19 protein-coding genes and 1 pseudogene are annotated in these 23,877 nt (G+C 64.6%); 3 read left to right on the top strand and 17 right to left on the bottom strand.

Annotation, left to right across the window (positions count from 1 at the left end; translation table 11 throughout):
• Window positions 1-517: 517 nt before the first annotated feature.
• The 3 genes and pseudogenes from KY495_RS18115 to KY495_RS24400 all read left to right on the top strand — a co-directional run.
• Window positions 518-1,213 (top strand): YkgJ family cysteine cluster protein, encoded by a 696-nt coding sequence (locus KY495_RS18115; RefSeq protein ID WP_219880754.1) that lies wholly within the window; start codon window positions 518-520, stop codon window positions 1,211-1,213.
• Between the two features lie 552 nt (window positions 1,214-1,765).
• Window positions 1,766-2,380: a hypothetical protein gene (locus tag KY495_RS18110; RefSeq protein ID WP_219880753.1), complete on the top strand. Its 615-nt coding sequence runs from the start codon at window positions 1,766-1,768 to the stop codon at window positions 2,378-2,380.
• Between the two features lie 199 nt (window positions 2,381-2,579).
• Window positions 2,580-2,764 (top strand): annotated as a pseudogene (locus KY495_RS24400) (hypothetical protein); the annotation flags it as partial.
• Between the two features lie 102 nt (window positions 2,765-2,866).
• On the opposite strand, the gene KY495_RS18105 reads toward KY495_RS24400, so the two are convergent.
• The 17 genes from KY495_RS18105 to KY495_RS18025 form a co-directional block, all read right to left on the bottom strand.
• On the bottom strand, window positions 2,867-3,532 hold the full coding sequence (locus KY495_RS18105; RefSeq protein WP_219880752.1) for a PKD domain-containing protein: 666 nt from the start codon (window positions 3,530-3,532) through the stop codon (window positions 2,867-2,869).
• A complete protein-coding gene (locus KY495_RS18100; protein ID WP_219880751.1) occupies window positions 3,529-4,308 on the bottom strand; it encodes a 4'-phosphopantetheinyl transferase in 780 nt (259 codons plus the stop codon). Before KY495_RS18100 ends, KY495_RS18105 begins: the two co-directional genes overlap by 4 nt.
• Before the next feature lie 25 nt (window positions 4,309-4,333).
• Entirely contained in the window at window positions 4,334-4,561 is a 228-nt protein-coding gene (locus KY495_RS18095; RefSeq protein WP_219880750.1) for a DUF1737 domain-containing protein, read from the bottom strand.
• 52 nt (window positions 4,562-4,613) lie between these two features.
• Entirely contained in the window at window positions 4,614-5,816 is a 1,203-nt protein-coding gene (locus KY495_RS18090; protein ID WP_219880749.1) for a hypothetical protein, read from the bottom strand.
• Between the two features lie 150 nt (window positions 5,817-5,966).
• Window positions 5,967-7,214 (bottom strand): cation:proton antiporter, encoded by a 1,248-nt coding sequence (locus KY495_RS18085; protein WP_229518352.1) that lies wholly within the window; start codon window positions 7,212-7,214, stop codon window positions 5,967-5,969.
• 40 nt (window positions 7,215-7,254) lie between these two features.
• Window positions 7,255-8,784 (bottom strand): AMP-binding protein, encoded by a 1,530-nt coding sequence (locus KY495_RS18080; RefSeq protein WP_219880747.1) that lies wholly within the window; start codon window positions 8,782-8,784, stop codon window positions 7,255-7,257.
• A gap of 52 nt (window positions 8,785-8,836) precedes the next feature.
• Entirely contained in the window at window positions 8,837-9,793 is a 957-nt protein-coding gene (locus KY495_RS18075; protein ID WP_219880746.1) for an amidohydrolase family protein, read from the bottom strand.
• An 87-nt stretch (window positions 9,794-9,880) separates the two neighbouring features.
• Window positions 9,881-10,714 (bottom strand): class I SAM-dependent methyltransferase, encoded by an 834-nt coding sequence (locus KY495_RS18070; RefSeq protein ID WP_219880745.1) that lies wholly within the window; start codon window positions 10,712-10,714, stop codon window positions 9,881-9,883.
• Complete coding sequence (locus KY495_RS18065) at window positions 10,711-11,265, bottom strand: GNAT family N-acetyltransferase (protein WP_219880744.1); 555 nt, start codon at window positions 11,263-11,265, stop codon at window positions 10,711-10,713. Before KY495_RS18065 ends, KY495_RS18070 begins: the two co-directional genes overlap by 4 nt.
• Window position 11,266: 1 nt before the next feature.
• Complete coding sequence (locus KY495_RS18060) at window positions 11,267-11,785, bottom strand: GNAT family N-acetyltransferase (RefSeq protein WP_219880743.1); 519 nt, start codon at window positions 11,783-11,785, stop codon at window positions 11,267-11,269.
• Window positions 11,785-12,045, bottom strand: coding sequence for a phosphopantetheine-binding protein (locus KY495_RS18055; RefSeq protein WP_219880742.1), 261 nt, complete (start codon window positions 12,043-12,045; stop codon window positions 11,785-11,787). The genes KY495_RS18060 and KY495_RS18055 overlap by 1 nt, the downstream gene beginning before the upstream one ends.
• Window positions 12,046-12,096: 51 nt before the next feature.
• Complete coding sequence (locus KY495_RS18050; RefSeq protein WP_219880741.1) at window positions 12,097-13,035, bottom strand: hypothetical protein; 939 nt, start codon at window positions 13,033-13,035, stop codon at window positions 12,097-12,099.
• Between the two features lie 25 nt (window positions 13,036-13,060).
• A complete protein-coding gene (locus KY495_RS18045) occupies window positions 13,061-14,005 on the bottom strand; it encodes a chlorinating enzyme (RefSeq protein ID WP_219880740.1) in 945 nt (314 codons plus the stop codon).
• A 90-nt stretch (window positions 14,006-14,095) separates the two neighbouring features.
• A complete protein-coding gene (locus KY495_RS18040) occupies window positions 14,096-14,689 on the bottom strand; it encodes a gamma carbonic anhydrase family protein (RefSeq protein WP_219880739.1) in 594 nt (197 codons plus the stop codon).
• A 77-nt stretch (window positions 14,690-14,766) separates the two neighbouring features.
• Window positions 14,767-20,430: a non-ribosomal peptide synthetase gene (locus KY495_RS18035; RefSeq protein WP_219880738.1), complete on the bottom strand. Its 5,664-nt coding sequence runs from the start codon at window positions 20,428-20,430 to the stop codon at window positions 14,767-14,769.
• 23 nt (window positions 20,431-20,453) lie between these two features.
• Window positions 20,454-20,645, bottom strand: a complete 192-nt coding sequence (locus tag KY495_RS18030) for an MbtH family NRPS accessory protein (protein WP_219880737.1) — start codon at window positions 20,643-20,645, stop codon at window positions 20,454-20,456.
• Window positions 20,646-20,663: 18 nt separating this feature from the next.
• Window positions 20,664-23,876: a non-ribosomal peptide synthetase gene (locus KY495_RS18025; protein ID WP_219880736.1), complete on the bottom strand. Its 3,213-nt coding sequence runs from the start codon at window positions 23,874-23,876 to the stop codon at window positions 20,664-20,666.
• Window position 23,877 lies beyond the last annotated feature (1 nt).

Here is a 23,877-nt window from a genome sequence, read left to right as displayed (position 1 = left end):
CGCTAAACGGTCAGGAGGTGGGGGATTTTGACCCGGCCAGGGGTGGGGGATTTTGCCCGGCCAACGGGGATCAGACTCGGTATCCATGATGATCTGCGCGATCGGGTGACGGTCGGCGGCTGGCAAGTCCCTAGGTGCTGGCGTGGATTGATCGCAGGTGTCGGGCACTTTTGCTTCCAAACTTTCCACGATTGGGCAAATTCGCTTCCGTTGGTCGGGCACTTCCTCTCCGCCGTACGGAAAACTTGACATTTTTGAGCGCTCAAAATCTAGATATAGTGATCGTCGGGCCAAGCCGTCTACTGATGGCGGTCGTCGGGGGCTCGGCATTTGTGATTGAAGTTCCGGATAACGGACAATCGACCGGCGACAACATAGCGTCGTCGGCCAATGAACGCGGCCGAAAGAAAGCCCGCAGCGTGCATCTATCGCGCTTTCAATGGCCGTTTTGTGTTTGGATAGATGTATAGCAACTTACTTGGTCAATCCAAGCAGAATCTCATCAAAGGAGTAGTAAGTGGACCTTCCTGAACAGCTCGTTCGCGCTGCAGTACAACTCGCCCAATCGGAGATGAAACTGGTGTGTCATACGTATGACAACCTTGCGAAGGGTCCTGCACGCCGCAAGCTAATTCCAATTTATAAACGGATCGACACCCTGGCGAGCGGATCAACAGCCAAGGTCGCCTGTGGCAATGGCTGCGACTTTTGTTGCCATTATCACGTTTATGTTACGCCCCTAGAGGTATTTGGAATCGTCGACGAAGTTCAGACGTGGTCCTACGCGAAACGTGAGGCCCTGATTTCGTCGGTGCGCAAATACGTTATGGCGGTAAAAGGCCTCGGAAAAGATCGCCATAGAACCATGAATATTGCCTGCAGCTTCCTCCAGGAGGGCAGCTGCAGCATTTACAGCATGCGCCCCTTAGCTTGCCGGCGCCACCATTCCGCGGACCGTGGAATTTGTGAGCGCGCGTTCAAGAATCCCCGAACGACGGAGCCGTCGCAGGTGGATATCCATCGCACAGTCGTATCGCGGGGCATGGAAATGCTTCACAGCGACTATCACAGGGTCAAAGGGTTTGATCGAAATCAATACGAATACCACGCCGCGTTACTCGAGGCGCTAACGGATCCTAATTGTCGCGCGCGTTGGAATCGCAAGCAGTCCGCATTCTTAACAGTCGCAGATCAGGTCGCAGTGCAAAGCTAGGGCTGGTCGATCCTGGGCGCTAGTTCCGCGCCCAATGCGTCGACCCAAAGGCGCGCGCCGGCTCAACGGCCTTTTTCAGTCGCGAACTATTAGTTGAGCATTAGGATCCAGGCCGCAGAGGTCATTGATGAGCAGGCGGTGGGCTTCCGGTACGCGTGGTGCCAACACCATCTTGACCCAGGCTTACTCCTCAATTGACCTATAGACAGGTCATGGATGACCGATTCTCGTCCAAAATGGACCACCCCGGGTCAAACTGAGTTACCACATCATCGGCGACACGGGTATGTCGATAGCTTCGGCTGCAAGATGTGGACGACGTAAATTTCGCACGTTCACCGGACTCGCATTTTGACGACGTAACGCCTGCACGCGATATCGAAACGGCCCGTTTGCTACCATTGGGGTAGGTTGTGCTAACAGTTACGTTGGAGCGCTGTAACGAGCCTGCTCAGCAGTGACGACCTTACGGAGGTATGGAATGCGAGCTTCAATGGAGATGCCGTTTCCGTTCCTGGCGAAAAAAGCTTGCCCAGCTATTCATTCGGATGCTTGTCCATTACCCTACTCTCTCCAGGCCCGGTACAACTCCAGCGGTTCGCCTTGGAATGGCCCTGCGAGTGCACCCCGGCCGGACTGGAGAATGATGACGACCTAGGCGAACCGTACGCGCATGTCGAAGTCGCGGATGACTTACTTGGGGACGACCTCGCCATTGCGACGTCGCTGGCTATCAATCCCCAATTGGACGCCGCTCCGGCTAATGGCAGCAGTATTGCATTCATCGCTGCGGTGGGCGAATGGCGAGGACTTTTTAGTGCCGACGCGTTTCCGGCAGTCCTGATGGACTCGCTGACGCGACTGGAGGAACGCTCCCCCCATAAACTGAACGTTTTCAAACTTCCTCACCACGGAAGCAAGGGCAATGTTACGGAAAAACTGCTTAACAATGTCGAGTGCTCGCATTTACTTTTTTCATCGAACGGAGATCGTTTTGGCCATCCAGATCGCAGCGCCATTGCACGCGTGATTGCCGACAAACGTGACAAGACGCTGCACTTCAATCACCGCACGGATCAGACTCTTTACTGGGATTGCCCCGAGCTCAAAGCTGAGTATGGATTTAGCGTGGCCTACACCTGCGATACTGCCGATAAGGTGGGCTAAATGGTCCCTAGTAGCCCGACGGCGAGGACATGATGTTACTCTAGGCCGTGCGGCGGAGAATTTGACGAGCAGCGGTGATGACCGTAGCGAGGCCTTCGAAGCGCAAACGGCTGTGCCGGACATATGTCCTCGGCCCTGGCGGCGAGAACTCTAGTTAAAAGAACCTTCAGACGAACCGGTTGCATCCTACCCGAGCCCCCGGAGGTGTACGACCCTACCTACCTTACGGGACGGTGACGGCATGGCAGCCCCGGTCCCGCTGGCAATAATTGACGGCGGCATGGCCGCTAGTGGATCGGGCGTGTCGGCGTGGCCTCCCAGCCCCTAGTGGACCGGCTGGCCGAATTGCTCAGGGAGCGAAGTTGCCTGCATGCCGACGAGACAGGCTAAACGCTGATCCACAACATGGAGCGATGGCGGCCCGACAGCTTGAGAAGCTCTAGGAATTTCCCAGACATCGGCGCGAATTCATTCCAATAACCGCCTTTACGGGTGAATGAGTTCCACGGTTCGTCCTGTAAGGCCCAGACTAGGGTTCAAGCGGTTAGCTGCAGCTGTCATAAAAATATCATTGTACTTCGCGTCCGTACAACTGCGCCCTTGAGCGAACGTGGCACCAAAACAGACCTGCTTCTCGGGTATGCTTTCGAAAACAGCGATGGGCTCAATATCAGAGCACCCCGTGTTGCCGGTTACAAAGACGATGTGTTGATCAATTACGTAAATTCGCGGAGAGGTGATGCAGGTCTTCGTCGCGATGTACGTCAAAAACTGATTTTTGGATACTTTCGCACTGACGCCGACACTGGACGCTGTGCTACTCAGCTGCCCATCGTTGACCACCAAAGAAATTGTGTAGTTTCCTGCGATATCTGCGGTTATCGTCGGAGTCGCTAAGCTAGCGTTGGACAGTGTTGCCTGACTACCCTCAGGCTTAGTGACGATTTGCCAAGCGTACGTGAGCGGCTGCTTTTCGGTATCTACGCTTGCAATGCCACTCAGGGTTACGACCGAGCCAGCATCCACAGATTGTCCCGGCCCTGCGTTAGCAGTAGGCGCAGTATTCGCGGGCTTCGCGTCTCCCTCTCCCCCACAGCCGGTAAGTATCGTAAAAGTAATTAACACAACGAAGCGACGAAGTCGGAAATTCATACCCGGCACCACACCAGTTCGACCGGCAGTTCCTGCTCGAATCCATAAATGCAATGGGTACACACCGTGTCGGCGTTGATCATGTCGTAACACACCACCCGGACGTCGCCCTCGCGCAAGCAATTGCACAGCTCTTCACGCACTTCGAACGTCAGTGTACGGGCCGCGCCGTCGAACGCGCGCAGCTCCACAGCATCGAAGTCGAAATAGCGCCGGACCTTCGGGAACGCAGCTTTGAAAAAACTTTCTTTGGCAGAAAACACCAAGGTCAGCAGACAGTCCATGGGGTGCTCCAGCTGCAGCCCGGACAGATAGTCCATCTCGGCCGGCGACACTGCTGTCGATATCAGCACCGGGCGCAGTGCCGGGCCGATGACCGTTTCCATATCAATGCCGATGGCGCCGTGCGCGGACGCCGGCGCAGCGATGGCGGCAGCCAGGTACCGGGTGTGGGAAATACTGCCGGTCACGCCGCGCGGCCATAACGGCTCGCGCATGGGGCCGGTGCCGATCTGGGCATCGGGTAGCCCCAGCTGCACGAGCGCCCTTCGCGCCGCCAGCCGCCCGTAAAAATATTCGATTTGCCGGATCGGGGCGCTGCGCACAATCTGGGGTGGGAGGGTAATGCCGGCTTCGTTGAAATGCTCCAGCGCAAACCCGTCGGCCTCGAGCGGCACCAGGTAGATGTTCAACGCAGGCGCGAGGGCAGCAACAACGCGCCCATCCCGGCCCGGGTGCAGCCCGCTCATAATCCGCCCGGCACCACGGTCGGCCATTGGGGCTCGTTTGATTGGCGCTCGGTCATGCCGGTCTGTCCTGCGCCGGCGAGCCCGGCGCCGTCACTACCACGTGGGGCCAGATGACGGCCTGCGCGACGATCACCCGGGCGCCGTCGAACGTCGCCGCCGGGCCGCCGTGCAAGACATAGCCTTGCGCCAGCACCGCGCTGACGCGCTCGCAGAATCCGGCGTCGTCCGGTCCCGTCAGCAGCCGGTAGACGGGAAGATTGTCGGGTGTTGCTACCATCATGTCAGTGTCCTTCTCATGGCTTTGTCGGCGATGCGTGGCAAGATGCCGGACATCAGTAAGTCAGGCCGGTGACGGCCGTGATTGCGTGGTGGCTCAGCGCCGGCGCGGGCTGGTGTACCTTGGGCGAGGCGGTACGGCAGCGTAACAGTGCATCGCGGAGTGTCAACGACAGCAGCTCGCGCTGGGCGCCGCTGCCGCCGATCTTGGGCCACTGCGCCAGCGTCGATTCCAAGATAGAAACGGTCTCGGCGTAATTGCCCGCCGAGTAGTGATAAACCGCCCTCAGGATGGCCACGCCCACTTGGTGCGCGTCGTAAGGCACCCCTACCCCATCGCTGCGGTAGATCATTTTCTTGATCAGGAAAGGCTTGTTGGCGGCGCAGAAACACAGCGCCGCGTGCAAGTCGTGAAAGTACGAGATCGACGCGCCGATGCAACCGGTCCAGCGATCCGCCAGTTGTCGCCACAGCGCATCGTAACGGTGATCGTTCAGATAGGCCATCTTGTGACGCCACAGAAAACCCACAATGTCCAGGTCCTGATCTGCTTGCGAGCAAGCTCGCATCGATGCGAAGTGGTCGAACGAGGCGCGCGCGCGGCTCGGCTGCCCTTGGCCCAGCTCGGCGATCGCCTTGTGCCAGTAGACGTGCATGCGCATTCCGGGGTTGTCGATCCAGCCATGCTCGTGCTCGCGCAGAAAGGCGATGATGCTGGCATCGTCCTTCAGCTCGTGGTACGCGTGGATGACGGCATGCACCGCGTAGATATTGTCGCGTTCCAGCCCGAACGAGGCCAGGCCATGCTCGAGCGCGCTGTCATAGTCGCCCCGTTCGCACAGCACAAATGATTTGATGGCCAGATAATACGGGTACAGGCCGCCCTCGGCCAGCGCCCGCTCGTCGGCGCGGTCGAGCACGTCAATGAGCTCGACCGTGCGGCCGGTGCAGAAATCCAGCATGTGCAGCATGAAGATTGCCAGCACGTCACAGTCGTAGCGGGCAATGTGAGCGACAAAATCTCGCCGCGCCGCCGGATAGTCGAAACTGGCCCAGTGGCCCAGCGCCTGCACGATCAGGCGCAGCGGTTCGGCTTCACAGAGGGCGTCGCCGTTGGCCTTCAGGTACAGGCTGACGCGGGCGAAATCGCGCAGGTTGCACGAGGTGAGCATGTCGAAGTTGAGAAAAAGGTCGGCATGCCGCGCCTGGCGCGATCTCTCCATGCAGTCCAGGTCGGTCAGGTCGTGCAGTGCCAGCACGCTGCGTGCAAGCGGCAGACCGACCGTGGCGCAAATACCGGAACGGGTAGCTCCGGTGGGTAATGTCAGTGGCATAGCGGGCCCTCGAAGTAGCGCAAATAAAAAATCGGAAACAAGGTCTCAATCCGGGGATGGGCGAGCGGCATGGGCTTAGGGAGTCTGCGCCGGCACGCCCGACAGCGGCGCGACCGGTGCCGGCGCGCCCAGCATTCCTTTCATCAGCGGGGCCGTGATCAAGGTGCTCAGCAATGCCATGATTGCCAGCGCCGAGAAGATGGGGCCGGAAATGATGCCGCCATCGAGCAGGATGTTAATGGCGACCAGCTCCATCAGGCCCTTGCATTGCATCAGGCTGCCCAGCGCGAAGCTGCTGCGCCACGAATGACCCAGCACGCGGGCGACCGCACTGATGCTGAAAAACTTGCTCAACACGGCAGCTGCCGTGACAATCAGGGTGAGCTCGATCAGCGACTGCCCCTGCACCTCGATGCTCAGGCGCAGCCCGGTCATGATGAAGAAGAACGGCAGCAGCATGATATGGCTGAAGTGCAGCAGCGAATCGCGCCAGTCCGCCAGCACTTCGCGCGGCAGGATGGCGCCGGCTACGAAGGTGCCCAGCATCGGATGCAAGCCGATGTAGTCGGTGCACACGGCCGACAGGAACACAAGCGACACGGCTACGATGATCCTGTCGCTGGCACTGCGTCCCGCGGCGGCCAAGCACCAGCGGCGCAGCAGGTAGCGCACCGGCCCGATCATCACCACTAGGTACAGCGCCAGCGCCGCCAGCAGCCCGGCCGGATGGGCGCCGCTGCCGTTCGATAGCGACAAGATCACCGCTAGGCCCACCCACATCCACAGGTCGTCGAGCATGGCGCTGTTGGTGGCCAGGTTGCCGATGGTGCTGCCGGCCAGGCCCGTCTCGCGCAAAATCGACACGAGCACCGGCAAGGCCGTCACCGACAGGGCCAGCCCGATGGCAAACGAGAACAAGCCAATGTCGGCATTCGGTCCCAGCAGGCTCGGATAGCGCAGCGCCAGCGCGTAGCCGACTGCGCTGCCGATCAGGCAGGTGCCGGAAAAGCCCACCACGCTCACGGGAATGAACTGCCAGGCCTTGCCGTCCCCCCCCCGGGGCGCCGACTCGGACCCGGTCAGCGCAATCAGCAGGCAAATGCCCAGCCAGCCCAAGCCGTTGAGCGAATCGGCCAGTGGGCCCGTGGTCAGGTTCATGTCGTGCCGGGCCAGCCAAGCCAGGGCGCCGCTCGATTGCATGAGCAGCCCGACAATCAGTTGCACGAACACAAGTGGAAAGATTTTATCGATCCGGCATAGTCTGCTCAACAGCGTCGGCAGCGCGATAAATCCTATCAATGCGAGAAAAAAGTGATGATTCATAAAGTCGTCGGTCGGGGATGAGAGCGGGTGGCCGCGCAGGCTAGCAAAACAGTTCCTGTTCGTAGGTACGGGCAATCGCGGTGCGGTTCAGCTTCATGTTCCGGGTCAGCATGCCGTTCTCGCAGGTAAAATTTCCTGTCCGAATCAGCAGCCGTTTGATGGGAAACAGCTTGCACTCGTCGGCGTTGAGCCGAGCCACCCGCGCATTGACCCGGGCGCGTAGCGCGTCGTCGAGCGCCACGACGATGAGCAGCAAGCCCAAATATGGTTTGCCGTTTCCCATCAGCACCGCGTGCAGGACAAAATCGAGGTCGCGAAAGGCCTGCTCCACCGACTGCGGGTGAATCTTGTAGCCGGCCGAGGTGATCAACAGCTCCTTCTTGCGGCCCTGGATAAACAGATAGCCCTGATCGTCGAAATAGCCCAGGTCGCCCGTGGCAATGGCGCCCTCTTCCGTGTACACGGCGCGCTCGTCGTCGGGGTGCTCGGCGAGGTAGCCGGTGGTCAGCGCGGTGTCCGGGCGCAGGATGATTTCGCCGGCCTCGGAAATCTGCACGCTGCCCTCGGCCAGCGGCCGCCCGACCGAACCGATCACGTTGCGGCCCGGCAGGTTGCTGGAAATGGGGCCATATTCGGTCATGCCGTACGCTTCGTACAGGGGAACCTGGGCGCACTTGTAGTCTTCCAGGATGGCCGGGGCGATCGGCGCCATGCCTGACCACATGATGCGCATGGCGCCGCCGAAGAACGCCCGCAGGCTGGTCGCTTTGTGCGCCGCGTCCGCGGCGCCTGCGCCGGCCAGTTGCCAGGCCGATTCATAGAAAATGGGCGGCGCCAGGAACAGGGTGCTGGGGCAGTTTCGCAGGGCCGCCATCACATGGCGCGTGTCGGTCAGGCAGATGCTAATCCCGTACAAAATGCAGCCGTATATCAGCAGTTTCTGCTGGTAGTTCGAGAGCGGCAGGAAGATCATGAAACGGTCGTCGGGCCGCGGCGCGAAGGCGCTGAAAAACACGGTGGCGTTATGCAGCACACCGACGGGGTTGACGACGATCTGCTTGATCTTGCCGGACGTGCCCGAGGAAAAAATCAGGGCCGGAGCGCCCATCAGCTTGGGCGACGCAGGCTGCGTGCACAAGCCGGCGCGGCCGTACAGTGCCAGGCCCGCGACCTGTCCGGCCGGCTCGAACTGTGCCATGGCGCCACTGTCGTGGCTATCACTCTCGACGATCAGGTAGTCCAGGTTGTCGGGGCCGACCATGGCCAGCGTGGCGGCTACCGCGCGCTCGGGCAGCTGCACCACGGTGCAGTGCGCGCCCAGCAGCGCCAAATCGATCAACAGGGCGGCCTGGCCGTTGGCCGCCACCACCCCTACCCGGTCTCCCGCGGCCACGCCGTAGTCCTGTAGCACGGCAATGGCATCGTTGACCTGCCGGTGCAGCTGGCCGAAGCTGACCTCGTGCGCGGTCTTGCCGCTGTAATAGGTGATGCTGCGCTGCGCGTTGGTGCGCAACAGGGCAATCAGGTCGGCACAGCTGGCGCGGGCGGTGGGTTCAGGTAAATCGGGCAAGTTGCTACTCCTCATGAATGTTGGGTAAAGCCAGTCTGTGCGGGCGCAAGCATCACGCCGCCGCGCCGTCGGCCGCGGGGCGTGCCACCCGGACCTTCGCTAGGATGCGTTCGATATTGCCAGCCAGGATCAGCTGCGCCTCGCGCGCCGGTACCCGGGTGCGGCCCTGGTCTTCGCTGCGCAGCAGGTCGATCATCGTGCTGTTCAGGTGATATTTATTGATGGGCCAATCGGTGCCGAAGATGATCTTGTGGTTGATTCCGTTCGAAAACAGCTTGAGAAAATCGGCCAGGTGGAGGAGATTGGCGGCGCTCCACTGGGCCCCGCTCAGGTCCAGGTACACATTCGGCCGGTAACGGCACAGGTTGACGCATTCTTCCTGGTAATTGACAGCCCCGTGCGCCAGGATGAAGCTGATGTTGGTATACCTGCGGGCCGGTCCGTCCACGTGCATCGGCACGGCCGGGCCGAACGCCAGCACGGGCGAGGTGGGGCCTGTATGCAGCAGCACCGGTAGGTGATGTTCCTGGCAATACTCGTAGAATGGCGTGAGGGCCGGGTCGTCGGCCTGGTAGCCGCACGGCGGATACAGCTTCAGGCCGCGGAAGCCATACTGCTCCACCCCCCGCTGGAACGTGGACAGGCCGTCGCGCCCCCAGCGCGGATCAACCCCGGCGAACACCTCGAAGCGGCCGGGATGGCGCTGCAGGATGTGCCAGTGGCGGGCGAACATCTCGTCCACGGTATACGCGTTGCCCTTGAGCGCATAGGTGAAATCAGGCAGTAGCAGCACCGATTTTTCGATGCCCAGCTTGTCCATTTCGCGCACCTGGATGTCCGCGTCATGATCCTGGTAGCCCGCCAGCAAACGCGCCATGGCGCGCTCGCGCGCCACGGGCACGGGCGACAGGTGCATCTGTTCCATCATGTTATCGACAATCCCATCCATGAATTCGGTGGGAATGAAATGGGTCGATGCCACGTGGGTGTGTCCGTCGATGAGTCTCATGTGCGTCGTCGCTTCCTGATTGCTTCCGATAGAGATGGCAGGGCGCCGGCGCAGCATGTGCGGCGCCGGCGCCCTGCCCGATGAACCTTACGCGCCCGGCGCGGCGGTGCCGGCCCGCTGGCCGGAGACGAAGAACACGCCGACTGCCGCCCACCCTTCCGGCGCAAAAATATGCTCGCGGATCCGGTCGAGTTCCTCTCTGGCGGTGGCCAGCTCGGCGTCCGGTATGCATTCGAGCTTGTAGCCGAACACCAGATCGCAGAAGGCATCCTTGCCGATCATGTCGGTCGTCACCATCAGCACGCTGCTCTGGATGTCGGCAAATCCGGACTGCTTCATGTAGCTGGCCAGCTTGCTGCCCACGTGGCGGTCGCCCCCGCGCTGGGCCTGGGCCTGGCCGGCGCGCGCGATGAAGGCCTCGAACGCCGGTGTAGCGGGCGCAATGCTGAGCCAATTGTCATCGATGTCGCAAATGCAGAAGCGACCCTGGTCGGCCAGGCTGGCGCGGACATTGGCCATGGCGCGGATCGGGTCGGACAGGTGCTGAAACAGCAGGCGCGAGTAAACGAAATCGAATTTGCCCAGTTCGGCGATCGACTCGTCGTACACGTTGAGCTGCTTGACTTCGGCATTGGCAATGCCGTTTGTGTCGAACTGGCGGCGCGTCTCGGCGATGCTGATGTCATTGACGTCGCCGGCCACCAGGCGGCGCGGCGTCGTGCGCATGGCAATGGCGCTCGAGATGATGCCCGGTCCGCAGCCGATGTCGAGCACATGCTGGTGGTCGGCGAGCCCGGCCGCGCGCAGGTGCGCGATCTCCTGGTCCAGCACGATCGACGCCTGCGCCTTGAGCCGGCGCAGACTGTCGTCGTTGTCGCGGAAGTAGCCTAATTGGTATGAGTTGTCTACGATTGAAGTCACTGCGATTTCCTAGGTATGTGGATAGGGTGAATTGGTTCTTGCCGGTCGGGCCGGCTGGTGTGCGCCAGCATTTTTTGCATCCACACCATGTCGACCGCACCGCCGTACAGGCGGGCAATGGACGGCAGGCGCACCACTTCCGTAAAGCCGCATAAGGCGCTGCCGCGGATGCTCTGCACGTTCTTGCCCACGATGACGGCCATCAGCGAGTCGAAGCCGGCGCCGGTGGCGTGCACGATCAACTGCTGCAGCAGGCGGATGCCGAGCCCGCGCGAGCGCCTGGCGCGCTCGATATACACGGCCACTTCGGCGATCGCAGGGTCGTACGGCCGCGCCGAAAATTTCTTCAGCGCTCCCCAACCGAGCATCACGCCCTCCTCGTCCAGCTTGACCAGCACGATGTAGCGCTCGCTGCCGAAAAAATAGGCGTCCGCAAAGGCGGGGCCGGGCTGTTGCACGTCGTCGCAGTTGGCGTACACCTCGTCCGTGACGGCCTGGTTGTAGACATCGACCATGGCGTCGACATCGTGTATCGTTGCGATCCGGATCATGTCAGGCGATGCTCCTGGAAAAAAGGTACAGCCGTTGCTGGTCTCCCAGCACGATATTTCCGCACGGGGAGAAGCCGGCGCCCCGGTGCCATGCCAGCGCGTTGCTCATGCTGGCGTGGACGGTACTGACCACCGTGTGCACGCCGGCACTAAGGCAATCCTCTTCCAGCCGGGCATACAAGCCTTGGGCCACCAGAACGCTGAAACGATCTTCATCCTGGTCGATGACGATCTGAGCCGAACCGGCATAGCCGACCCGGCCGTTGAAGCGGTAGCGGCAGGCCCAGCCCGCAATGCGACCATCGCTGTCGACGCACACGTGCAGGCCGTACGGCGCCTGCGAAGAGCCCGCTTCCTGGAACAGCACCGCCAACGAGGGGTGTCTGTAGGCCAGAATCAGCGCGTGGTTCGGACCGGGCGACCCGGCCGCCAGCAGCGCGGCCGCGTCGGCCGCATCGGCGGCTCGAAAGTGGTAACCCTCTTCCGGAGCCAGCCGCGCGGCGGCGGACATGGCGAGCATCAGGCAACCAGGAAGGAATCGATCTTTTCGATCGTAATGCCTTCGGCAAGGTCTTCCAGGGCGACTTCCTTGCCCAGTTTTTCCTGCACCATTTCCAGCATGGCCAGCAGCAGGATCGAGTTGCCGCCGATGTCGAAAAATTCGACGTCGAGGCCGACGCTGTCGACGTTCAGGATGGTTTTCCATATGTCGGTGAGGATCGCGGTGCGCTCCTGCGCAGCGCCGGCATTTGCTGCAGTTTTTTCGATGACACAATCCATAGTGTTTCCCTCAGTAAAAAAATTAAAAGGTCGGGGCGGTGCACCGCCCCGTCACGCCAGTCGCCGCAACAGCAGGCTGGCCCGCAGGTTGGGCGCATCGGCCGACATCACGATGTGCTCGCCACTGGCGAAGCCGTTGGTGGCGCTGTAATCGACCAGATTGATAAGCGTGTCGGCCGAAAAGCAGTGGCCGTAGCGGCTCACGTTTTCCAGGTGCAGCTGGTCTTTGGAAAACCCCAGCTTGGTTTCCTTGAGCTGAGTGATGGGCCTGAAGATATTGCTGGTAAAAACCTTCTTGACGTCACGGGCGCTCAGGCGCGCGCCGTCCAGCAATTCGTTGCAGACCCGGCTGTACAACGGAGAATCGTCCTTGCCCCGGTTGTGCTCGACTGGGTCGGCACTCGACAGAAAACGCTCGTTCACCAGGGCGAAGCCCGGCGTCTCCTGCGCGGTGACGAGACAGCTGGCGGCAGCGTCGCTGAGCAAGGCGAAATTCTGAAAACGGATGGTCTCGTCGTAGACCTTGTCGGCCGTGACGATCAGAATGTTCCGGTAGCGTCCCCCCCGCACCAGGCAAGCTGCCATCGCAATGGCCGACAGGAAGCTGGTGCAGTTGTTGAGGGTGATGCCGATCGGATACGCGTTGCACAGCCCCAGGGCCGCCAGCAGGCGCACGTTGTACTTGATGTGCTCGACCTCGTCACCCGGAAAGCAGGTGGAACAGACATATACCAGGTCGACGTCGGCCGGCGCCACGCCGCTGCTTGCCAGCGACTTGCGGGCCGTGTCGATGGCCAGGTCGAAGATATCGCTGGCCGTCTTGCGGTACTTGCCCCAGCCGAAGAGGGAGGGCAGGTTCGGGAAATTGTTCGCCTTCAGGAAGTCGTCCAGATTGACGACATCACTGTAAGCGTACTCGGTTTCGCCGAGCGTGTAGGCCATCGCTGTCACGACCGCGTGCGGCACGGTGCCTTCCTGGAAGTGGTTCATCGATATGTCTCCGTTGCCCCGCCGCTCACACGCGCTTGAAAGGCTGGCCCAGCATGTTGGTGTCGCGGATCTTGTTGTGCGTATAGTTGTTTTCGCCAGCAACGACGATCGCACCGTAGTTCTCCAGGCTCACCTCGCCGCCGAACTCGGTGAGCACGTCCGAGTCGGGATGGATGCGCACTTCCGGCGGCACGTAGCGCGACGAAAAGCCCAGGCGCATTTCCTGGGTCTTGCCCAAGTGCGGCAGCGACGAGTGCAGCACGGTCGACCAGAAAATGACGACTTCTCCCCGTTTCATTTCCAGGTACACGGCCTGCGATTCGTCCGGCACCCAGTTCGGGTCCTTCTGCAAATCGCGGTAGTCATAGCCCCACAGGCCACGATGCACGCCGTTCTTGACCAGGTTGTTGTTGCGTTCCGGGTCGAACACCAGGCGCTTGGTCTCGTCGTAGAACATCATGTTGTGGGTGCCGGGCACGATGGCCAGGCAGGCCGTGTCGATCATGGCGTCGGTGAACGCGCACCACGCCGTCAGCGTGCCCTTGCGCTCTGCATTGTCGGGCCATTCGATATGGGGGCGCCCGGCCACGCCCGCGAATGACTCGGCCTGGTGCCAATCGGTGCCTGCGTCGCCCGGGTATTTCGAAAAGAATTCGCTTTTCCAGCACAGCAGGTTCGGCCCCATCAGGCTGCGCACCTTGTGCACGATCTTCGGGTGGCACACATGGTCGCCCAGAAAGCCAATGTCGAGGTGGCGGTCGTAGTTGGCCAGGTTGTTGTTTTTGCCGTTCGACAGGGTGTTTTCGCCATACACGGCGTGCTTGCGGTTGAGTGTTTGCAGGCGCACTTTTTTCCAGTGTGCCTCCATCTCCTCCGGCTCGTACACTTTAAATGGCTTAACGTAGCCATTCTTGAAAAAGAATTCAATTTCGTCAGGGGTCAGACCGTAATCTACGTTTTCGTTCGTCATGGTGCTCTTCAGGTCAGGTTAAAGTTCAACAGGGGTAAATTCATGCGCCAGGCTGCCGCCGGAGCAGCGCACAACGCGGTCCCGCGCCCGCTAGCCGTCCACATCATCAAGATGGGTGCCCAGCATGGTCGACATGGCGCGGGTGATGGCCACCATGCTGGCGTCGGCCCGATCGAGGCCGTACACCGTCAGGGGGAAGTCCAATGGCATTTGTAATTGCCATATCTTCTCGTGTTCAGATGCCGGAAAATACTGGGCCGGGCTGCCCACTGCGACCCAGCCGATCGGCACGGTATCGCCCGCCGCGACCTCGGTGCGCAGGTGCACCACGCCGTTGATGCGCACTTCGCAGCCCTTGCCAAGGCGCGCCGCATGGAACACGGCAGCGCCGGTGGCCACGAAGACCTCGTCTTCGATGGTGCAGCCGACCACGTGGGCGTTGGGGCCGATCAGGCAGTTGTTGCCCACGCTGAGCGCGTGGCGCGCGGTGCTGCGCAGCACCGCGTTTTCCATCACGATGCACTCGGCGCCGATGAAGATGGCGCCGCCCTCGGCGATGACTTGGGCGCCGAACAGGATGCGGCAGCCGGGACCGACGGTGACGTCGCCGCAAATGACGGCGTTGGGCGCGATATAAGCGCTGGGGTCGATGCGCGGGGTTTTCCCGAGGTGGGTAATCAGCACGGCGTTCTCCTTTTAGGGCAAATGGGGCGACAGCTACGGTGTCGGTATAGTAATAAATCGGTCGGCATGGTTCGCTCCTAGGCCGCGCGCAGCGCCGCTGTGTTCAGGCGCGCGGCGAGCGCCCGTGACAGTGCGGTGGCATGCGGGGCGCGCACGATGCTCTGGTGCGAGGCGGGCAGGCGCACCGGGTCCAGCCGCGCGCCAGCGATGGCGCCCCAGCCCAGGTCGGCGTCGGTGCGCGCTTCATTGGTGGCAATGAACAGCGTGAGCCGCACGTCCAGCGGCGCCGGCGCGTAGCCGTACAGGGCAGCCATCAGGGCGCGCCGGCGTGCCACATGGGCGCGCAGTGCTGCCCCGTCTTGACCGGCGGGCAGCACGCCCAGTTGCTGGCACAGCTCCAGCATCGCGTCGATCTCGCCGTTGGCGCTCAGCGCCTGCAGCTGCTCCCGGGCCACCTCAGGTACCTCGTCGGCAAGGGTCAGCAAAATCGCGTCCGCCTCGCTGAAGTCGGGGGCGCAGGCGCGCGCCGCGCCGGCCGAGCGCCGGTATTCGGTGCCGTATTCGCAGCTGGTGTCGATCAGGGCCAGCAGCGCCACCGCCTCGCCCGCCGCGCGCAGCTGGGCCGCCATTTCATACGCGATGGTGCCGCCAGCGGACCAGCCGGCCAGCCGGTAGGGACCCTGCGGCTGCACGTGGCGCATGGCTGCGAGCAATTCGTGCGCCATGGCGGCAATGCCGCCGGCCGGCACCGCGCCGGCCGGCGCCGCCAGGCCATACAGGGGAATGGCAGCGTCCAACTGCGCCGTTACCGCGCTGGCATACCCCAGTTCTTCCTGGTGCGGCTGCACCAGAAAAAGGGGCGCCAGGGTGCCCTCGGCGCGCAGCGGCACCAGGCAAACGGGCGCGCAGTGCGGCGTGGGCGGCGTGTCGATGAGCGCGGCCAAGCCGCGCAACGTTGGGTTCGCGAACAGCTGCGCCAGCTCCACCGCATGACCGAGCTCGCCCACTAGAGCCAGCATCACCACCGCCAGCATCGAGTGCCCCCCAAGCTCGAAGAAATTATCGTTGCGGCCGATCTGCTCCCGCCCGAGCACCTGCGTCCAAATCTGCGCCAGCGCCTGTTCCAGGTCGCCCTGCGGCGCGCCGCAGGCTGCCGCGGGAGCGCTCGCGGCAGCGGCGTGCGGGCCGGCCTGCAGGCGTGCCTGCAGGGCCTGGCGGCGCCGGTCGGCATCGGGCAGCGCCACATCCTGCAACAAAGTGTGCGGATGCGCCGCGAACGCCTCCAGCAGCGCCACGTAACTTGAGGCCATCGCCTCGATGGTGGCCGGCTCGAACAGCGCGGTGTTGTATTCGATCGCCCCGTCCAGCCTGCCATCGCGATCGGCCAGCACCAGCGTCAGGTCGTACTTGGCTACCGCAAGGGCTGCGTCGATGCGCTCGAACGTCAGTCCCGGCACGTCGATCACGCCGCCGGCGCCATGATTGAACGACAGCGCGACCTGGAACAGGGGCGAATGGCCGGGCCGGCGCTCGGGACCCAGTGCTTCCACCACGCGCTCGAAGGATAGATCCTGGTGGGCGTCGCCGTCGAGCACGGCGTCGCGCACCTGGCCCAGCAGCGAGTCGAACGATTGCGCTGCATCGACCGCCGTGCGCAGCACCAGGGTGTTGACGAAGTAGCCGATCAGGCTGTCCAGGCCGGGGTGCTGGCGGTTGACCGCGCCGTAGCCGATACACACGTCGCTCTGGCCCGTATACCGGTGCAGCAGCGCATTGAACGCCGCCGCGGCGACCATGAACAGCGTGCCGCGGCGCTGGCGGGCGAGCGCCTGCATGCGCCCGGTGAGCGCCGGCCCCAGATCGAACTGCACCGCTGCGCCGCGGTGGGTGAGCACGGCGTGACGGGGATGATCGAGCGGCAGCTCCAGCACGGGGGGGGCGCCGCCCAGCGTGGCCTGCCAGTACGCCAGTTGCGCCTCAAGGCGCGCGCCTTGCAGGTAGGCGCGCTGCCACAGGGCGAAGTCGGCATATTGCAGTGGCAGCGGCGCCAGGGCGGGCACGCTACCGGCGCGCCCGGCCCGGTACAGTTCGCCCAGCTCGTCCATCAGCACGCCCAGCGAGCGGCCGTCGGCGATGATATGGTGCAGCGTCAGCATGAAAACATGCTCGTCCTGGGCCAGTTTGAGCAGGCGGGCCCGGAGCAACGGCCCGCGCGCCAAATCGAACGGCTGCGCCGCTTCCTGCCGTACCAGATGGCCCGCATCGGTCGCGGCATCGGGGCGTGCCGACAGGTCCAGCAGGGCCAGGTCCAGTGGCAGGGTTGAGGCGATGCGCTGCACAGGCGTGCCGCGCTCGAGCGCGAAGCTGGTGCGCAGCGCTTCGTGGCGTTCGACGACGGCGTTCAGGCTGCGCTCGAGCAGGGCCGCGTCGAGCGCGCCATGGATGTGCCACGCGCTGGGAATGTTATAGGCGTCGCCGCCGGGCTGGTACTGGTCGAGGAACCACAGCCCCTGCTGCGCGAACGAGGCGGGAACGGGACCGCTGCGCGTGGCGCGCACAATGGCGGGCGACGCTGCGGCCGGCTCGCCGGCCAGCCCCGCGACCAGATCGGACAGCGTGGCGGCACCAAAAAAGCGCTTCAGCGCGATCTCCACGCCCAGCTGCTGGCGGATTTGCGCCACCGCCTGGGCGGCCAGCAGCGAGTGCCCGCCCAGCATGAAGAAGTTATCCTGCAGGCCCACTTGCGGCAGCTTGAGCAGCGTGGCCCAGATGGCGGCCACGCGCCGCTCCTGCGCGCTGCGCGGCGCCACATAGGTAACCGCGGCGGCGTGATGGCTGGCATCCGGCGCGGGCAAGGCGGTGCGGTCGGTCTTGCCGTTGGGGTTCAGCGGCAGCGTGTCCAGTACCACCCATGCGCCGGGCAGCATGTAGGCCGGCAGGCTGGCGGCCAGCTGGGCGTGCAGGACGGCCGGCGCCGGCGCCGCGCCGGCGCCTGTGACCCGGGTGACGTAGGCGACCAGCTTTTGCTCGCCCGGCTGGTCTTCGCGCACCATCACCAGCGCTTGGCCCACCCCGGGGCAGCGCAGCAGCGCCGCTTCGATTTCGCCCGGCTCGATGCGCATGCCGCGCAGCTTGACCTGGTGGTCGAGGCGCCCCAGAAAGGCGACGCTGCCATCGGCCAGCCAGCGCCCCAGGTCGCCGCTGCGGTACATGCGACTGCCGGGGGCGCCGAACGGATCGGGCACGAAGCGCTCGGCCGTCAGATCGGGACGGCGCCAGTAGCCGCGCGCCACCCCTGCCCCGCCGATGCAGATTTCGCCGGCCACGCCGGCCGGTACCGGCTGGTTGGCGCCGTCGACGATATACACCTGCACGCCCGGGATGGGCCGGCCCAGCGGGACGTCGGTGCGCGCGGCCGCGGCCGCGTTCAGGTAGCTTAGCGCCACGTCGGCGCATTCGGTGGGCCCGTAGGAATTGACCAGGTCCAGGCCGGCGTCGGCCAGGTCAGCCGCCAAAGTGGCGTCGATGGCTTCGCCGCCCAGCACCACGCGGCGCAGCGCGCCATGGCTGCTCAGGCCGGCGGCGTAGGCGCGCCAGGCCGACGGGGCGCAGTTGACGTGGGTCGGCTGGTGCTGTTGCAGCGCGCGCCGGAAGCTGTCCGGGTCGGAGGCCGGTCCCTGCGGGATGATCAAGGTGGCGCCGGCGGCCAGGGTGCCGAGGATGTTCTTCTGGGTCAGGTCGAAGCTGAGCGAACTGGCCAGCATGACCCGGTCGTCCCGGCCCAGGCTGGCCGGACCATGCCGATACCAGTGCAGCAGGTTGGACACCCCGGCGTGGGTATTGACGGCGCCCTTGGGCTGGCCGGTGGAACCGGACGTGTAAATGCAGTAGGCCAGCCGCTGCCCCGGCGTGGCCACACCGGTGGCGTAAGTGGGATGGCAGGCAATGGCGGCGCGCGCGGCGTCCAGGCACACGGTGTGCGCCAGCCTTCGCGGCAGCCGCGCTTGCAGGTGCTGCTCGGTCAGCAGCACGGTGGCGGCGCAGTCGTCCAGCATGTAGGCCAGGCGCTGGGGCGGATAGTCCGGGTCCAGCGGCACATAGGCGGCGCCGGCTTTGAGGATGGCCAGCATGCCGACCACCATCTCGGGGCCGGGTTCGACGCACAGCGCCACCAGGGTGTCGGGCAGCACGCCCAGCGCGCGAAGGTGATGTGCCAACTGGTTGGCGCGCTCGTCAAGTTCGCCGTAACTGAGGCAATGCTCGCCCCATAGCAGGGCGCGCGCGCCCGGCGTGCGCGCCGCCTGCTGTTCGAACAGCAGGTGCACGCCGGCGCAGGCGGCGGCCACGCTCAGTTCGGCGCCACTCCAGGCGCGCAGACGGTCCTGTTCGGCGGCGCCAAGCATCGGCAGGCGTTTGAGCGCGCACAACGGATCGGCAGCGACAGCGTTCAGCAGGACAGCGTAGTGGCCGGCCATGCGCTCGATGGTCGCATGGTCGAACAGGTCGGTGTTGTATTCGAGTACGCCGTACAAGGCGCCATCGCGCACCATCAGCTCCACCGACAAATCGAACTTGGCGCCGGTGCTGGCGACGGGCACGATGCTGCTGCTCAGACCGGGCAGGTCGAGACCGCCCTCGGCGCCGGTGTCGTAGAACGACAGCATGACCTGGAACAGCGGCGTACGGTTCAGCTGGCGCGGCGGACGCACGGCTTCCACCAGGCGCTCGAACGGCACATCCTGATGGGCGTCACCGTCCAGCACGGCGTCGCGCACCTGCTGCAGCAGCGCGGCGAAGGTGTGTTCGTCATCGATGCGCGTGCGCAGCACCAGCGTGTTGACGAACAAGCCGATCAGGCCCTGCACATCGGGATCGCTGCGGTTGGCGACAGGATAGCCAATGCAGATATCGCGCTGCCCCGTGTAGCGCTGCAGCAGCACGTTCAAGGCGGCGGCGGCGACCATGAAGGTGCTGACGCGGGCGGCCCCGGCCAGCGCGCGCAGGTGGCCATGAAGTGCGCCGTCTAGCGCAAAATCGACCGTGGCACCCCGATGCGTGAGCGCAGCGGGACGGGGCCGGTCGGTGGGCAATTCGAGCGCCGCCGCGGCACCGTCCAGCGTGCGCTGCCAGTACGCCAGCTGGGTTTGCAGGCGCTCGCCCTGCAGATGGTCGCGCTGCCAGATGGCGAAGTCGGCATACTGGATGGGCAACGGCGCCAGCGCCGGTGCAGTCCCCGCGCGCAACGCGCGGTAGCACAGGCTCAATTCGCGCATTAGCACGCCCATGGACCAGCCGTCGCTGACGATGTGATGCAGGGTAAGCAGGAAAATGTGCTGCTGCGCTCCCAGCGCAAGCAATCGCGCGCGCAGCAGCGGCCCGCGCCTCAGGTCGAAGCTTTGTTGGGCCTCGGCCTGCGCCATGGCGCGCGCCTGCCGTTCAGGATGGGCGCACGCCGACAGGTCGTGCCGGGGGATCGACACGGTCAGTTGCGCGGCGATTAGCTGCGCGCCGCCTTCGCCGGCCGGCCCATCCGAAGCAAACGTGGTGCGCAACGATTCATGCCGTTCCACCACCAGATTCAGACTGCGTTCGAGCAGCGCCCCGTCGAGCGGGCCTTGCAGGCGCCAGGCGGCCGCAATGTTATACAAGCTGGTGCCGGATTCGTAGTCATCCAAAAACAGCAGGCGCTGCTGCGCGAACGAGGTGCAAAAGCGGTCGGTCATGGTAGGGGCCATTGTCATGAGATCGGCGCGGCGCTGTCGCGTCAGCCTGCCAGTGCCTGGCGCAGGCTCGCTGGCGTCATGTCGACCCAGTGCGTGCGAATGTAGTCCAGGCAGTCCTGCTTGCTGCCCTTGACGCCCAGCGCCGTCCAGCCGGCCGGCGGCGCGCTGTCATCAGCCCAGATCGAGTACTGCTCTTCGTGATTGATCACGACCATGAAAACGCTGTTGTCCATAATGGGTCCTTGATGAGGTTAGTGAGATTGCTGTGTGGCCCGGCCACGGGCTTGGCGTTGAATTGGGCCGCTGCGGGGCGCGATGGCGCCCGGTTGTGCCGCGAGCAGGTCGAGCGCGTGGGCAAAATCGGCCAGCGTGGGTGCATCAAACAGCAGACGCATCGGCACCGCCATGCCCAGTTGATCCCCCACCTGCGACAGCACCTGGGCCGCCAGCAGCGAGTGCCCGCCCAGCATGAAGAAGTTATCCTGCAGGCCCACTTGCGCCAGCTTGAGCAGCGTGGCCCAGATGGCGGCCACGCGCCGTTCCTGGGCGCTGCGCGGCGCCACATAGGCCGGCGCGGCGGCGTAATGGCTGGCGTCCGGCGCGGGCAAGGCGGCGCGGTCGGTCTTGCCGTTGGGGTTCAGCGGCAGCGTGTCCAGTACCACCCATGCGCCGGGCAGCATGTAGGCCGGCAGGCTGGCGGCCAGCTGGGCGTGCAGGACGGCCGGCGCCGGCGCCGCGCCGGCGCCTGTGACCCGGGTGACGTAGGCGACCAGCTTTTGCTCGCCCGGCTGGTCTTCGCGCACCATCACCAGCGCTTGGCCCACCCCGGGGCAGCGCAGCAGCGCCGCTTCGATTTCGCCCGGCTCGATGCGCATGCCGCGCAGCTTGACCTGGTGGTCGAGGCGCCCCAGAAAGGCGACGCTGCCATCGGCCAGCCAGCGCCCCAGGTCGCCGCTGCGGTACATGCGACTGCCGGGGGCGCCGAACGGATCGGGCACGAAGCGCTCGGCCGTCAGATCGGGACGGCGCCAGTAGCCGCGCGCCACCCCTGCCCCGCCGATGCAGATTTCGCCGGCCACGCCGGCCGGTACCGGCTGGTTGGCGCCGTCGACGATATACACCTGCACGCCCGGGATGGGCCGGCCCAGCGGGACGTCGGTGCGCGCGGCCGCGGCCGCGTTCAGGTAGCTTAGCGCCACGTCGGCGCATTCGGTGGGCCCGTAGGAATTGACCAGGTCCAGGCCGGCGTCGGCCAGGTCAGCCGCCAAAGTGGCGTCGATGGCTTCGCCGCCCAGCACCACGCGGCGCAGCGCGCCATGGCTGCTCAGGCCGGCGGCGTAGGCGCGCCAGGCCGACGGGGCGCAGTTGACGTGGGTCGGCTGGTGCTGTTGCAGCGCGCGCCGGAAGCTGTCCGGGTCGGAGGCCGGTCCCTGCGGGATGATCAAGGTGGCGCCGGCGGCCAGGGTGCCGAGGATGTTCTTCTGGGTCAGGTCGAAGCTGAGCGAACTGGCCAGCATGACCCGGTCGTCCCGGCCCAGGCTGGCCGGACCATGCCGATACCAGTGCAGCAGGTTGGACACCCCGGCGTGGGTATTGACGGCGCCCTTGGGCTGGCCGGTGGAACCGGACGTGTAAATGCAGTAGGCCAGCCGCTGCCCCGGCGTGGCCACACCGGTGGCGTAAGTGGGATGGCAGGCAATGGCGGCGCGCGCGGCGTCCAGGCACACGGTGTGCGCCAGCCTTCGCGGCAGCCGCGCTTGCAGGTGCTGCTCGGTCAGCAGCACGGTGGCGGCGCAGTCGTCCAGCATGTAGGCCAGGCGCTGGGGCGGATAGTCCGGGTCCAGCGGCACATAGGCGGCGCCGGCTTTGAGGATGGCCAGCATGCCGACCACCATCTCGGGGCCGGGTTCGACGCACAGCGCCACCAGGGTGTCGGGCAGCACGCCCAGCGCGCGAAGGTGATGTGCCAACTGGTTGGCGCGCTCGTCAAGTTCGCCGTAACTGAGGCAATGCTCGCCCCATAGCAGGGCGCGCGCGCCCGGCGTGCGCGCCGCCTGCTGTTCGAACAGCAGGTGCACGCCGGCGCAGGCGGCGGCCACGCTCAGTTCGGCGCCACTCCAGGCGCGCAGACGGTCCTGTTCGGCGGCGCCAAGCATCGGCAGGCGTTTGAGCGCGCACAACGGATCGGCAGCGACAGCGTTCAGCAGGACAGCGTAGTGGCCGGCCATGCGCTCGACCAGGGCCGGCTCGAAGCCGTTGCGGTCGTACAGAAACAGGCAGCGCGCGCCCTGCTCCGACTCCAACACGTCGAGCTTGAATTCATTTTTCAGGTAAGCCGGCGCCACTTCGACGGCGTTCAGGTGGTGGGCCCCGAACTGCCACCCTTGCCGGCCGCTGCGCAGGTAGTTGAAACCGATCTGCGACAGGGCCCCCCGCACATCTTGCCCGGCGCGGCGCAGCTGCTTGGCGATGAGCGGGAACGGCACTTCGTTTTCGTCCTGCAGATCCATCAACTGGTCGCTGACCGACGCCACCAGCGCGCCGACACTTTGAACGTTATCAAGCTGGGCCCGCACCACACACAGGTTGATCAGGTACGCCAGGCAGTACTGCACGGCCGGCGCGCCCCGGTTGGCCACCGGCATGACGATGCCGAAGTCGTTCTGGCCGCTGTAACGCGACAACAGAATTTGGTAAGCGGCCAGGTACATGGCGGCCGGAGTCACGCGCATGCGTCGGGCCGCCGCGTGCACCTGCGCCAGCGTCTGCGGCGGCAGCAAGATGCTGGTGCTCGCAGCCGGGCAAGCCTGCAGCGATGCGCTGGCCGCTCGCCGCCGCGGCAACGCTAGGCGGGCGGGCATGCCGAGCAGGCGCGCCACCACCGTCGACACGGCGGCGCGTCCGGCGGGGCTGGCGCTGTACGCCGTCTCGCGCTGCACGATCTGGTGCAAGCTCGCTGCCGCGGGCGCGGCCGGCAAAGCGCTGTACTGCGCCAGCGCGCAATAACGCTGCGCCAGTTCGTCAAAGAAGGTGGTGGCCGAAGCATCGTCGAAGATCAGGTGGGGGATCGACAGCACCAGGCCACCGGGCTCGGCGCCCGCCTCGACCAGCAGCGCGCGGTAGCAAGGCAGGCGCGCAAGGTCGAGCGGCGTCGCGCTCTCGGACCGGGCCACCTCACGCACGCTGCCGGCGACGCGGTACAGCGGCACCTCCAGCGCCGTGCCGGGCGCGGCCACCTCCAGCTGAGCGATACCCCCATGCGCCCGGACCGCGGCGCGCAGCACCTCGTGCCGGTCCGTCATCTGCGCCAGCGCCGTGCGCATCAGCCCAGCGTCGAGCGCGCCCGCCGACTCGAATGCGAATACCATATTGTACGAAGCGCTGGCGTGCTCGTCGACCTGGCTAAGGAACCACAGCCCGTTTTGGGCAATGGTCAAGGGAACGGTTGTGATTGCCGATGGCATG

The organism is Massilia sp. PAMC28688 (genome assembly GCF_019443445.1).
Taxonomy (GTDB): Bacteria; Pseudomonadota; Gammaproteobacteria; order Burkholderiales; family Burkholderiaceae_D; genus Telluria_A.
Note: the sequence above shows the minus strand (reverse complement) of the source record. Positions and strands in the feature narration are given on the sequence as shown.